The organism is Phyllobacterium sp. 22229, from assembly GCF_052056495.1.
GTDB classification, from domain to species: domain Bacteria; phylum Pseudomonadota; class Alphaproteobacteria; order Rhizobiales; family Rhizobiaceae; genus Phyllobacterium; species Phyllobacterium myrsinacearum.
In genome coordinates this window covers 62,931-76,123 of the sequence record NZ_JBQEPA010000008.1, presented here as the reverse complement: position 1 = coordinate 76,123, position 13,193 = coordinate 62,931, and the positions used below count along the sequence as shown (strand labels likewise).

At 55.2% G+C, this 13,193-nt stretch carries 10 protein-coding genes and 2 pseudogenes; 5 read left to right on the top strand and 7 right to left on the bottom strand.

The genetic code is table 11. The features are described 5' to 3' along the window. The first annotated feature begins 14 nt into the window (after positions 1–14). Positions 15–2,984 (top strand): molybdopterin dinucleotide binding domain-containing protein, encoded by a 2,970-nt coding sequence (locus tag ACTJJ7_RS11540; RefSeq protein WP_440967225.1) that lies wholly within the window; start codon positions 15–17, stop codon positions 2,982–2,984. Positions 2,985–3,094: 110 nt separating this feature from the next. On the opposite strand, the pseudogene ACTJJ7_RS11535 reads toward ACTJJ7_RS11540, so the two are convergent. The 5 genes and pseudogenes from ACTJJ7_RS11535 to ACTJJ7_RS11515 form a co-directional block, all read right to left on the bottom strand. After that, a pseudogene (locus ACTJJ7_RS11535) lies at positions 3,095–3,432 on the bottom strand (IS110 family transposase); the annotation flags it as partial. Between the two features lie 551 nt (positions 3,433–3,983). Continuing rightward, positions 3,984–4,481, bottom strand: coding sequence for a hypothetical protein (locus ACTJJ7_RS11530; RefSeq protein ID WP_353574337.1), 498 nt, complete (start codon positions 4,479–4,481; stop codon positions 3,984–3,986). A 318-nt stretch (positions 4,482–4,799) separates the two neighbouring features. Beyond that, a complete protein-coding gene (locus ACTJJ7_RS11525; protein ID WP_353574338.1) occupies positions 4,800–5,435 on the bottom strand; it encodes an acyl-homoserine-lactone synthase in 636 nt (211 codons plus the stop codon). A gap of 426 nt (positions 5,436–5,861) precedes the next feature. Continuing rightward, positions 5,862–6,761: a DUF3991 and toprim domain-containing protein gene (locus tag ACTJJ7_RS11520; RefSeq protein ID WP_353574339.1), complete on the bottom strand. Its 900-nt coding sequence runs from the start codon at positions 6,759–6,761 to the stop codon at positions 5,862–5,864. 694 nt (positions 6,762–7,455) lie between these two features. Further along, positions 7,456–7,725, bottom strand: a pseudogene (locus ACTJJ7_RS11515) (PHP domain-containing protein); the annotation flags it as partial. 652 nt (positions 7,726–8,377) lie between these two features. Between ACTJJ7_RS11515 and ACTJJ7_RS11510 the strand changes: the two are divergent. From ACTJJ7_RS11510 to ACTJJ7_RS11500, 3 genes are all read left to right on the top strand, one after another. Continuing rightward, on the top strand, positions 8,378–8,686 hold the full coding sequence (locus ACTJJ7_RS11510) for a MarR family transcriptional regulator (RefSeq protein WP_353574341.1): 309 nt from the start codon (positions 8,378–8,380) through the stop codon (positions 8,684–8,686). 574 nt (positions 8,687–9,260) lie between these two features. Further along, the gene (locus ACTJJ7_RS11505; RefSeq protein ID WP_353574342.1) at positions 9,261–9,548 is read left to right on the top strand and encodes a hypothetical protein; all 288 of its coding nucleotides are present in this window, start codon (positions 9,261–9,263) and stop codon (positions 9,546–9,548) included. Continuing rightward, positions 9,545–10,234, top strand: a complete 690-nt coding sequence (locus ACTJJ7_RS11500) for a transposase (protein ID WP_353574343.1) — start codon at positions 9,545–9,547, stop codon at positions 10,232–10,234. The genes ACTJJ7_RS11505 and ACTJJ7_RS11500 overlap by 4 nt, the downstream gene beginning before the upstream one ends. A 459-nt stretch (positions 10,235–10,693) precedes the next feature. Here the strand turns inward: ACTJJ7_RS11500 and ACTJJ7_RS11495 are convergent, their stop codons facing one another. Both ACTJJ7_RS11495 and ACTJJ7_RS11490 read right to left on the bottom strand, forming a co-directional pair. Further along, the gene (locus ACTJJ7_RS11495) at positions 10,694–11,173 is read right to left on the bottom strand and encodes an FCD domain-containing protein (RefSeq protein ID WP_353574344.1); all 480 of its coding nucleotides are present in this window, start codon (positions 11,171–11,173) and stop codon (positions 10,694–10,696) included. A gap of 5 nt (positions 11,174–11,178) precedes the next feature. Next, entirely contained in the window at positions 11,179–11,937 is a 759-nt protein-coding gene (locus ACTJJ7_RS11490) for a GntR family transcriptional regulator (RefSeq protein ID WP_353574345.1), read from the bottom strand. A 315-nt stretch (positions 11,938–12,252) separates the two neighbouring features. Here ACTJJ7_RS11490 and aepX point away from each other — a divergent pair, with 315 nt between their 5' ends. Next, positions 12,253–13,167, top strand: coding sequence for a phosphoenolpyruvate mutase (gene aepX, locus ACTJJ7_RS11485; RefSeq protein ID WP_353574550.1), 915 nt, complete (start codon positions 12,253–12,255; stop codon positions 13,165–13,167). Positions 13,168–13,193: the final 26 nt, after the last annotated feature.

The following is a 13,193-nucleotide window of genomic DNA, read 5'->3' as shown; positions in this document are numbered from 1 at the left end:
CCGGCGCGAGTCTCATCCTGATTGACGCTGAATCTCACCTAGATTGCCGCTACGCACACAATCCCGCTAACACATGGCTCGCCCAGGCGGATGCCATCTCAACTGGTCGCAGCAGAGGTGCAAAGCTTGTCGTAATCGATCCCCGTCCCACTGCGTTCGCTAGACAAGCCGACGTCTGGTTGCCGGTGAGACCAGGAACGGATGGCGCACTTGCGCTGGGAATGATCCGACTAATGCTCGAGAACGGTCTCTGCGACGATAGTTTTTTACGTTACTGGTCGAACGCTCCTCTGCTCGTGCGCCAGGACAACGGTCTTTTTCTACGCGAACGAATGCTCTGGCCGCAGGCGCGACAAAACCGGTACATGGTCTGGGACGACGAACAGGGTTTACCTGCAGTAGTAGATGATAGGCAGAAGATCTCACCAGAACTCAGCACGCGAGTACGGATGCGTGGCGAGGTAAGCGTGAATCTCATCGGCGGCCCCCTGAAAGGGTTAGTCTGCTCTCCAGCGCTTGAGCTACTGGCGCGCGCCGCCCAGCCCTATAATCCAGCTCACGTAGAAAACATTACTGGGGTGTCTCCGACTGTCCTAGCGGCGGCTACGGAGCTACTGCGGGGCGGCCGGCGTATCGCCTATCACGCGTGGACCGGTATCGGTCAGCACAGCAACGCGACGCAAACAGAGCGCGCGGTCGCCTGCCTCTACGCTCTCTCCGGCAGCTATGACGTAATTGGCGGCAACCGTGTTCGACGCGGGCCATTCTACCAACACGTAAACGCGTTGGATAAACTCTCTGCGGACCAGTTGTCAAAGGCGCTTGGGGCGGATCAGAGGCCGATTGGGCCACCGGCGATGGGCTGGGTGGCGGCACGTGATATGTACCGGGCAATCATCGATGCGGATCCTTACCGGATCCGGGCGATGGTTGCCTTCGGCACAAATCTACCCGTCTCTCAGGCCGATGGTGGTCTGGCGGAGGAGGCGCTCGCTAAGTTAGAGTTTCACGTTCATTGTGACCTCTTCGAGACACCGGCCGCGCGGTATGCCGACATACTACTGCCAGCGAACACGCCTTGGGAACATGAAGGACTTCGTTTTGGCTTCGAAATCAGTGACGAGGCCGCGTCTCATGTGCAGTTTCGCCCTCGTATGGTCCCTCCACGAGGTGAATCCCGCTCCGACAATGAGATCCTCTTCGACCTTGCTGAGCGATTGGGAATGGGAGCTGAGTTTTTTGGGGGTAGCCTCGAAGCGGGCTGGGATCACATGCTGGCGCCGTTAGGTCATTCAGTCGCAACTTTGAGAGCAACCCCGGGTGGCGTCAAGTGCAGCATTGATTCGCGAGAGCGTAAGTACCAGCTGCCACATCATGATGACCCGAGCAGGATCCGTGGTTTCGATACAGAAACGCGACGCGTGGAGCTTTATTCCGAACTTCTGCACCGGATTGACCAACCTGGAATACCGACATACATTCCTCCAGCCGAAGATGAGATCCATGCAAACAACGGCACCTCAACAAACTTTCCGCTGGTTCTGAGCTCTGCGAAGAACGGCTACTACTGCCACAGCCAGCACAGGAATGTAGCCTCTCTGCGTAAGCGTGCGCCGGAACCAGTTGCTGAAATTGGGCAAGGGCTTGCGCTCGCCAGAGGTATCGTCGAGGGTGACTGGATTCGAGTATCTAGCCGCAACGGCGAGGCCCGTTTTGTTGCCAGAATAGTGCCGGACCTTGCTAACGACGTGGTGGTGGCTGAATTTGGCTGGTGGCAGGCTGGTCGGCAACTTGATCGCGATGCCTATCCCATCCGTGGCCTCGGAAACAGCAATTTCAACAACCTCGTATCAGCAGATGCCGTGGATCCGGTGAGTGGCTCAGTTCCTCATCGTTCATTTCGTTGCAACATCGCGCTCGACCCACTGACCGAAATACGCCAGCGGGTTTGGCAAGGTTACAGACCATTTTACGTTGTACGAACGAAAATGGAGGCACACGACGTTTGTAGCGTGACGTTCCAGGCAGTTGATGACGGGTATCTTCCCGATTTCCACCCTGGGCAGCACATCCAGATCCGGATTGGTGGCGAGGATGGCGTATGCCGCGCCTACTCATTGACCGGCGCCGCCTACGTGCCAGCACGCAGAAGCTATAGCATCGCGGTCCGCCGTCAAATGGGCGTTGGTCCAGATGACCTTCCGTTCGAAGGGTGGATGTCGAGTCATATCAACAGGTGCCTAAAAGAAGGCGACATCGTTGATTTGAAGGCACCGTCTGGAAACTTCGTATTACCGCGAAACTCGACGCAGCCGCTGGTTCTTGTTGCCGGAGGGATCGGAATAACACCGTTTGTTAGTCTTCTTGCTTCCCTCTCCGATGGAGACCGGAGCGAAATATGGCTCTACTATGGCAACAGGAACAGCCACACGCATGCATTCCGGGAAGAGATCAGTAGACACTGCGAGCGTTTACCAGGCTTGCGCGTTGCCAATCACTATAGTTCGCCCTCTCCTGAGGATTTCGAAAATCGCAATTTCGATAGCACCGCTCGCCTTGGGCCGAACAGTCTTTCCAAGGAGTTGATCGAGCGTCGGCCTCTTGTCTATATGTGCGGTCCGGCGGCCATGATGAGTGCTTTTGCACACGGGCTAGTCGGCCTTGGTGTACCGCGCTTCGACATCTTCAGCGAGGTATTTCGCTCGCCACCGGGACCGGTGGTCAACGATGGCCGAAGTTATTCAGTGACCTTTCGGCAATCGAAACCGCATACATGGTCTGCGGCACAAGGGACGTTGCTTAATTTTGCCGACAAGCTGGGTCTGTCGCTGCCGAGCGGATGCCGCGTCGGTCAGTGCGAGAGCTGCGCCGTCCGTATTGTGTCAGGCGCCGTGCACCATCTGCATGGAACGGAACCAGATGATCCAACAGTTTGCCTGACTTGCCAAGCAATTCCTATCACAGATCTGATTCTCGATATCTAGCGTGCAGCGAAAGTGGACAGCGTTGACCCCAAGGCTGTCTCATCCAGACTCTAGAGCGCATCACCAACGGCTGGCCCAGACGCGAAATCGACGCACTCCTGCCGTGGCTCCTGGCTCTTAAGTTCGACAAACCGCATCGTCGGACGAGATGCCGCTTCGGCAATGCCCTCGGCATCTATGTCATCATTCTTCTGCACCTTTACATATGGGCGAACGTATTCCGGCGACATTAGCCGGATCTCATAACCTCTCGAGGTAAGGAGCCGGCCAAGATAGTGAGCACCACAGCAAGCCTCCATCGCGATTAAACAGGTTGGCAGCTTCTCGACGAATCGCTCAATGTCTGCCGCCGCATCGTTCGACGGACAACCACAGCGCCGCGGCTATCTACACCAACAACGCTGCAGCTGTTCTTTCCGATGTCGATACCCAGTATGGAAATCTGCATGGCTCGGCTCCTTTCCGTCAAAAATGACATCACACTCGATGTCCTCGGAAGGGCGGGCCATCCCAAACCAACAGCCAGGACCTCGAAAAGGACCATGACCCCGGCATGGATAAAAGCAGGCTTGACTAAGTCCCGCAATTAAAGGGCCGAAACACATAGGATTGCAGCAAGTCGTTCCGTGATGCCCATTTTCTCGCCTTTCTGTTCAATTGTGAAAACACCTCGGAGAGCCGCCTCTCCGTCCTAGCGGGTCATGGGCCAGCGCAGTCGGGCGGAGCTTCACCCTTGACGCGCCCGGCGGCATGCGGCAGCAAGTTTTTTCATCTTTTCCACCTTCCATCTCCACTTCCAGTCTGGTCCATTACCCACCGATTCCTGCATCGTGGCATTGATGAGACGACGAAGGAGATGCCGCGTTTCCCCCGAGCAGCCGAGCAGTCGCATCTGTGCGTTGCGCAGACGGTTCGAGTCCCTGTTGGCTTGAGGCCCATGGCCAATGGAGGCGGGTATCAGCCGCCGTATTGCAGATCAACATGAAGGGGGGAAGCGACTCAATGACTTTGCACATCGGAATATGCTTTTCGGATCTCATCGGCGATCCGCTCGGGCCCGTTGTCGGCATCGTAGAGTGAATTCCAATCTGCCATGCGAACCACGAGGGGGATGAACTCCCAGTCGTATGGCAGAATGTCCTTTTCCTCAATCCAGTCAGCTCCCAGTATGTCAAAGACATCGATTGCACTGAACGCCAAGCGATACGCATAGTGCCGCATTTCCACCGTACCGTGCTTTTCCCAAAGGCGATCCATGAGAGATGACCATGTATCGTCATGGGGATTGGGGGGCCCATCCGGGCGGCTTTCAATCATGTACTCCCAGATGCACAAAGCAGCCTCAGCGATAAGTCTGGGCTCGCGCGGGATACTGGCGGGCGCAGAGTTGAGCTGCGGCTTCGCCATATGCGGCTCTCTGTTGCCTGAGAACGCGTCGACTATACCGAGAAACCGCTTGGGGCGTAGAATTGCAGCAAGTCGTTCCGTGATACCCATTGTTTTACCCTTCTCTTCAGTGTTGAAACACCTCGGAGGGCCGCCTCTACGTCCGGGCGGGTCAAGAGGCCGGCGCAGTCGGGCGGAGCTTCACCCTTGACGCGCCCGGCGGGCATGCGGCAACCAAGTTTTCTCTTTTCCCCCTTTCATCTTCAATCCCTCTGAAATCGACTTGTCGAGGCCGAGCTTGCGAGGGCAGGCTTGAAGTATTCAGAGCTTCCCCTAATGCGCTTGGACCCAGCCGATGACCCCTGCTCATGTACCAGAGCGAAAACAGCGTCGCTTTGACATGAGGGAAGCGGGCTGTCGCTGTACTCTCTACACGGAAAAGACGTTGTTTCCGTCGAATGCGACCACATTGAGGTTCAGGTTTCCTGGCTTTATCAAGCCAAGGAGAATCGACTTAGAAACCGCCTGATTGTGATGCGTGTATCCAAGTTTCGCGACGGCATAGCGTAGCTGATTTCGGATTGTGGTTTGGGAAACATCCAACGTATCCGCAATTTGTTTGATTTCGTAGCCAGATGCGATTAGTTCGAGGATTCTCTGCCCAATGACGCGTTCAATGCCGCACTGCCTGCACAAATCGTGCAATCCTATCAGCAAGCGTGTTGAGGTCGCACTCTCGCACGAATGGACACAGAACTTGGTACATTCCCACATCGTGGGATCGACAACGTCGACGGGTTCGTCAAAAAAGTCGAGAAATTCCCGTTGGATCATTGTCGTGCCAGTGGTCGGCAACAGACGAAGTGAACCTCGAACATGCCCGTGGTCATCGAGATCTAGGATGTAAACGGGTTCAAGTTCACGATCGTAGAAGTCGATTTCGAGACCATCGCGGACCTGGACCGGCCAGTTAAGGCGGTCGTGAAAAACAGCTGCCCGACCGCGGAACATTTGTTCAAAAAGTTCCTGGCATAGCTCTCGATCAGAGTATTTCAGTACTTTCATATCTTTCTCCCAATTTTTGAGAGAAAGAATTACAAACGACGCGCTTTTCTCAATCTGGTGAATTTGCCATATTTCGTGGCATAGATGGACTCATATTTCAGTCGTTCCTGATACTCATTGGAAATACGCTCTTGGTCGGGGCCGGAAACATGTGTTGGGTCCGCCAGTTGGCGGATCGTTAAAAACGAAGATTTCATACCCAAGGGACGCTACTGTTTTTGGACTTTCTGCTACGGACCGCTTGCGAGAACGCGCTATGGTAAGAATTTGCGAATTAGCAACGAGCCTGTAAGATTCTAGCGACGGATGTAACTTCCGGTCGCTAGTCATGTCCAGCTGCCAACCTTAACCGAGCGCCAGCAGTTTCTTCAGGTGATGTCTGAAACCGGTTACCGCGTCCGCATTGGACCTAGCGAAATGTTAGGCCTATCCTTGGACCTGACGTCTTATCTGGTCATTCCAGTCATCCGCAGTCGGCTTTAGCCGCTGGAAATCGCACGAGAGTTCGGCGGCAAGATCGCGCAGGCGCGACACAAACACCTCGCCTTGCGGATTGGCGTCCGTAGCTGCAACTAGACGAATTGCAGGCTGAGCGGCCAGCGCACGAATTGCTGTCTCCGTGCCAGGCGACCACCCTCCGCCGGTGCTGACGTAGAGTGTGTCGCTTCGAATGCGTTCGATCGTGGCAAGGCTCATGGCATCGATGGCCGCCTCGGTGACGCAGACGCGGATAGCCCCAGCCAGGCTAAGGCGAAACAGGACCTTGCTGCCTCCCGCCGCAAAGCCTCTCCATTCAGGACCACGTTCCTCCCAACCGGTAACATTGCCGGCTTCATCAAGATGAGCCGCCCACATGCTTCCGCGCGGTCCCTCGCGAAGAACATTCTGGGCGATGGCGAACCGGATGATTTGTTCGGGGATGTGCCGCTCGTCGCGCAGATACCGCCAAGTTGCAGATCCACGCCACGGCGCGCGCCGCGCCATCCATCTATCCCGGATTGACTGGTCGGGCTCTGTCGCACGGGATTGCCTTTGCCACTGAGGCGGGCTCGGCTCGAAGCCGACAAGGGACGCCACCTGCGCAAAAGCTTCGACGAAATCGCAGGCGTCCAGATGTCGAACCAGAGAATAGACATCGCCCTTTGCGTCGGAGAGAGGGTCAAACCAGCCTTTTCCGTCGTGGATGACGATGATGATATCGTCAGCACGGCGATACTTGATCGCCTTGCGTGTGCTTTCCTTCAGATCGACCGCAAAGCCACCGGTCTCCAGCACCGCCGCGCAACTGACCCGGCTCCGCACTTCCTCAATCTCTGCCTTTTCCATGCTCTTTCCCCAGCTTCATCCCAGCCAAGCCTTTCTCCAGACTAAACTCTTCCGCACACTTTGCGGAACATTTCGGAACAGCCGCGAAGGGCAAGGGGCGCAAGGGCGCGGCTTCGCCGCGGCGCAGCCTCCCTTGCGGCCTGCCGCTCGCAAGCGGCACGCCGCTCTGCTCCAGTTCAAAGATTATCAACGTATCGTTTCGCCCTCCACCTTCAGCGAGACGATGTGAGATCACACCCACTGGGGCGGTGGGGTAAGGGTATCTCCCCGGATCCTGGTAATTGTGATTTCGGGCTCGGATCCAAAATCCATCAAGCAGGGGAGACGTGACCTCTTCTCACCCGGTTATGCCAGAGAGTCGTAGCAAAACGATACCGACGGTCGCAGCGATGACGGACAATGAAATGGAAGCGAAGATACGATAAATCTTCTCTCGCTGAGTCATGAGAATGTATATGGAGGCAATTGCTAAACAGCAGATCATCGCGAGGACGGCTTCGGCCTAGTATTTATCAGAAAACAGCCAGACGCCTAAAGCAGCGCAGGCAGCAATATTGAATACCAGCTCAAATGCTTTCATCACAAGAAGCGCCTTACTGATTACCTATTAATTGAGTTCTACGTGTTTTAGTCAGATGGTCAACGTGGGACGCTGCATATCGCACGGCGGAGTTCTGCGGTTCCTCCACGAATCCAGCGCGAAGCCACCCGGATGCTGTGACAGGTGACGCGGTGTGCCGATCAACTGGCGGGTAAGATCGATCGCCAGGCTCAATCGGCGATCCTCCGGATTGAGATTGAGGCTGGCGGCACGTTTGGCCTCAACATCTTCGGACCAGCCCCAGACCTGCGAGGAAAGAGACTTGGTTAAGTACTCAGGCAAGCTGAGCGCCTCGCCGACATCGCGCAATGCGCCTTTCGAGCGATAGCGGATGACGGTTGAGCACAGCGCGGCGTGGTCCCTACTACCCGGCCAGTCAACCATTCAGACCCGGCGCCAAGCACGCTATCGAAATCGACATGAACTTGTGGCTTGACTACGGCGAGAAACACGGGAGCACATCACGCGGAGCAAGACGAAGCCACGCGATCATTGACCGAATGGATTCTGAGCAGATCAGCAGAGCGCTTCTCGAACAGGTATTTCCGATAGCGAAAGGCGTCCGTCTTATAGGCGTGACGATCGCAAATCTCGTGGGTAGTGAGGGCGGCGAACCGGCGCAACTATCGCTGATAGACTGAGAATCGGTCATTGTCCGCGCCGTCGGCTCCGCCTCCAACGCATTTACCGCGAAGAGGCCGCGACAAATCCATTGTGGTCCGGTATGGATACTCGCGAGGCAGAGACGCGCTGCCTCAAGGGCGTCGAAACCCTTGGTTAGCGGTTGGTGTCGGCCGTGATGGCACCACACTCCTTGATCCTTATGGTCGGGGAGCCTGTGGCGTATAAAACAGGCTCACCAGGCTAAAGGTCACAGGGCCGTCTAACCACGGTTTCGAACTCCCCGATCACCAAGGGGTCAATGAGCATCGCACAGCGGGGGCGCACCGCAAGCGATGGCTTCGAAACCGGTATAATGGCAGACCGAATTTTCTCCGCGAGAGAGCGGGTATCCATGCAGTTAATAATGGACCTTGCGCTCAATCAGATACTGTTCGATTCGTTCGGCGACGAAACGCCGGGCGCGCGGTTACGGCAATTCGGGCTGATGGCCGTTCTGCTGGATCTGAAGTCCAGAAACGAACCTCTGACCGTGACACGCATCGTAGAGATCACGGGCATGACGCGTGGAGCCGCGCAGGAAATTCTTGAGGCGCTGGAAGCAAGAGGGCTTGTGACCTCGACATGGGTCAAGAACGCCAAGGGACGGGGAAAGGCGCGGGAATACGGGCTACGGGATAACATCCGGCTCTCGACGGAGTGACGGGGCGTTCAGCATTTGAACTGTTGCCTTGATGGGCCGGGATCATCTCCGACCTCAAACTGCCAACCGCTACGAGGCGATACTGCAACGAAACCTCGGAGTGCGACTGCTTCGGCGCTCCAACAGCAACGAGGCGAAAGATGTTCGACAAAGGTCAAATTTATGTCAGTGCACTATTAGTTCTTTTGCCTCCCATTTTCGGCTTAACCGTCTTATTGCGCCTGTAGAGGGGATCGCCAATCCGCAAGATTTTGGCATTGGTGGTGTTGGGCATGTCAGCTCTCACAAGCTGGTTCATGATACACACCCTGTTCGGAATTTTATAATGTCCCATCGGCTTGTGCAGCGCATGAGGGCGCCCCGGTTAGTGATCGCTTCACGCTTCTCAGTATAGATTCATGTATCGCACGACGTACTCCGTGTGCAAAAATGTGGCATTCTTCGCGCCACCCACGCGGGTTGAGCCTCCCGCGAGGTGGCAAGGCGCTCACCGCCCATGCTACGGTGACAGCAGGCTGACTTTCAACGCTGGAGCTATTCGAAAAATCCGGGAATCCATTCAAAGGAGTAGAAAATGCACGACAGAATCCTGCATGCCCATTTGATGATCCACTTCGGTAAGGCGCTCGCGGGACTCGCCGCGATCTTCATTCCTGTTCAACTAACGTTGAACAATTATGCGAATTCGCACATGACATTGTGGACGGTGGCATTTGTCATTCTTACTCTCGCCTGGGGAAGCTTGGGTGCGATTTCCAATGTGCTGGGTGATACTCTTCTCTGGAAGCTGGCTCATAATCTGCCCGAAACCGCAAAGGCAGATAGACCCGTGGGTGATGTTGCATCGAGGACCCGGTCATGAGACGGCAGGCTCGTCCATTCGCCGTGGAAATCAAACAGAAGCGCGGCCGTCAAAAGCGAAGTAATTCGATTTGGGGGGATGTAGACCTTTCGCCGCTGGCCGCGGAGACAAGGGAGAAGTCTGAGGCTTTTCAACCGCCAAATATCCGACTTGTTGACACAAACCTCGTGCGCGTTGAGACTGAAGATGCACATAAACCGCAAGCGGAGCATGAGATGGCCGAACCCACGGAAGCTGAACCAGCGCTGCCGTCCAACGAAGCGGCCGCACCCATACCGGCATCCGAGCGAGACGCTGACGCGAAAAAGAAAGTTCCGCGGACAAAGAGAATAGCCGGGACCATGCCTAAACGTGCTGTGCAGACGACAGCCACAGGTTCCAGCCCAGTTGATCCTTCAGCCGTTCGGACAAAAAGAAAGGTCTACTCGTCAAGGGAACGTGCTGCGAAGCTGGATGAAATTGAGAAATCAATCGCGGGCGGTGGGAGCGTCAAGAGCGCTACGAAGCGTGCTGGCATCTCTGAACAGACCTACTATCAGTGGAAGAAGGCTACAAGACCATCCGATGGGGACGACCTGAAAGATCTTGTCGCGCTCGAGGAAGAAAACAAGCGTTTAAAGAGCCTCCTGGCGCAACAGCTTCGCAGGGAGAACGCCGAACTGAAGAGAAAACTCGGGCTCGGGTGAGAAGGCTGCCCCCATATTTGCGCGCGCCCGATATTCGTTCTGGTGTCGCCGCTCGTCAACTTATCGACAGGATGCCAATCAGGAAGAGCCAGGCGCCTCAGCGATTGCCGAACTGATCGCCTCCTACTCGGTATCGGTCTTTCCTGCGTCTGGCCGATCATCGATAACCTCGCGGCGAATCGGCCTGGCGACAGCGATATGGTGAAAGGTCCGATCGTCGCTCGGTCCACGGTCTCGCAAGCACGATTTTTCTGTCGTTCGTCCATTGCTCAACAAGGCCGAGGGCCGCCATGCACTCGGGCGTGAGCCGGACCTGATACACTACCACGGAATTGCAGTCTCTTGCGTTGCGCCGGCAACGCAGGCTTCCGTCCCGGTGAGCTTCACTGGTCAATGTCTTGAGAATGCCCAATGGATAGCCGGCGGTTTTTCACGAGCGCGGCGGCGTGGATATAGTCGCTATAATCTCATGGGCGCGAACGTTTCCATTATTAATCTGTAACGTCGTTCTGCGCATTCGGCCAAAATGGCGGAACAGAGTTCATCGTTGCGGTTAAACAACGCGTTTAGAAGATTTGCCGTCTTATCGAGAATATCTCTTGCCGCATCCGGTCGACGCAACTCACCTTCGCGAAATATCCGGGTTCGTTCGTTCAACTCCCACATTTGGCGAGTCATTTCCTGATTATGGGCAAGGGCCACGATCCGTTCGTACAGATGCTCGTGAAAAGTCGCCACATCCGTCGCGAAGCTTTCGGAGTCCAGCATTTGATTTCCCGCTTGCCAAGTCTCGACGATGCGAGGAATTCTCAGGCCTGAAAAGCTGAAGCCACCAAGGTTCTTCCTGATGGCGTAGATCATTATGGCCGTTGCGAATTCGAGATCGTCCCGGATTTTCCGTCCTTCAGTCTCGGGATCACGCTTCAGGTGCGCGGACAATTCGATCATCCTTTCAAAGGACTTTCGGACAGAAATGCTTCGATAGATCTATTTTCGCCGGCGGATCGTTGCATAACACCATGTACTAGTTCGGGAAGCAACTTCGTTTTGGTCCTTAGTTGCTGCTCAAGGTTGGAGATCGCATCCTCACTCCGACCAGCTTCCAGAAGGCCTGTGAATTGGGCCATGCTTTCCACGATCTGCTGTCGACGCTGTGGTTTAAGGAGATCGAATTCGCGGATGAACGTTGTTCTGTCAATGAAGTGCTGTACGTGAAGTTGCAAGATCGGATTGCCGGAGATCGCAGCCAACCGTTGGTATAGGCTTTCCAGGCAGATCACTAACTCATTCACGCCACTGTTAACGGCTCGGTCATCTACATTGTCTGCCTGAAGCTCTCTGAACATTCGGAGGCCGGTTACCGAAAAATCTTGAATGTTCTTCCTTATTGCGTAACTGATGATCGAATAGGCTGCTTCGTATTCCGCCGCGATCTGGTGGACACTCGGAATTCGTGAGAAATATCCGCGGCCGGCTGGGGCTTGAAGCACAAGCTCTTCGTTCGCCAATCGGATGAGCGCTTCCCTTACCGGCGTAGGACTGACATTCAAGGCTTTGGCAATCGTACGAATGTTTAAGAATGCGGCAGGCGCAATCTGATAAGATGCTAAGACCGATCGGACGCGTGCATATACTTGGCCAGCTTTGTCATGATCATCACTGAAATCTTCGTGACTGGGAAACAGTGGCTGTTGCTGTTGCATTTCGACACTCCTCCGAACACACCCTGTCTCCAGCGAAAACTCTCGCCGACACAATATGAGGAGAGACGGTATCAGCTTTATTTTCTCGATGCTTGCTATATCGAAAAAATCTTGACAAAATTTGTCCGGTATATCGGATAAGTGCCTGTAGCCACGCCGTTATTTTTTCGCCACCACGCCAACATCATAGTACCAACACGGTATATCCTCCCTATACCATTGATATTTCACGACTATATCTAATATTTAGAGAAAATTTCCTTGCATTTCATAAAACTGTCACACATCATTTGGCCAGTTGAGGGAGATGCACCAATGAATAAACAGGTTTCTTCTCTGCGCGATGAAATTGCACCCTTGCGGGGAGCAAACACTTCTCTGTTTGATCTTATAGGATCTCGGAATCTCGAGTTTATCATGGAAGCCCATGATGGCCTTTCGGCAGCGATTGCAGCACAGGCTGGCTTCAAAGCTTTGTGGGCCTCAGGCCTTTCCATTTCCTCGAGCCTCGGTTATCGGGATGCTAACGAAGCAAGCTGGACACAGGTGGTCGACATTGTCGAGCGCCTGGCGGATGCGAGCGGTTTACCCATTCTGGTCGACGGTGACTCGGGATTTGGAAACTTCAACAATGCCCGGCTGCTCGCAGCAAAGCTCCAGCAACGCGGCGCCTCCGGCGTATGCCTGGAGGACAAGGGCTTTCCGAAAATGAACAGTTTTGTTGGTAACCGGCACCCGCTCGCCGACATTGACGAGTTTTCCGGTCGGCTTCGGGCCGTGAAGGACAGCGTACCGGACATGGTGCTTGTGGCCCGTATCGAAGCGCTGATCGCCGGATATGGCCTCGACGAAGCCCTGGAGCGGGCCAATGCCTATGCCGATGCGGGAGCCGACGCGGTTCTCATCCATTCCCGCAAGAGCGACGCCGCAGAGATTCTTGAATTCGCGCGGCGGTGGACCGGGAAGCTGCCCGTGGTGATCGTTCCCACGAAATATTACAAGACGCCTGTATCGGCCTATCGCGAAGCCGGAATTTCGACTGTGATCTGGGCCAACCATAATATGCGTGCTGCCATTGCGGCAATGCGCGCCACATGCGGCCGGATATTGGCGGAAGAAAGCATCGCGAGCGTGGAAGCCGACGTCGCGACGTTGGAAGATGTCTTTGGCCTCCTCCGGTACGACGAGCTGTCGGCCGCGGAAGACCGATATCTTCCGAAACACGCGTAAGATCGAGCGCTGGCCGGCGTTGAAAC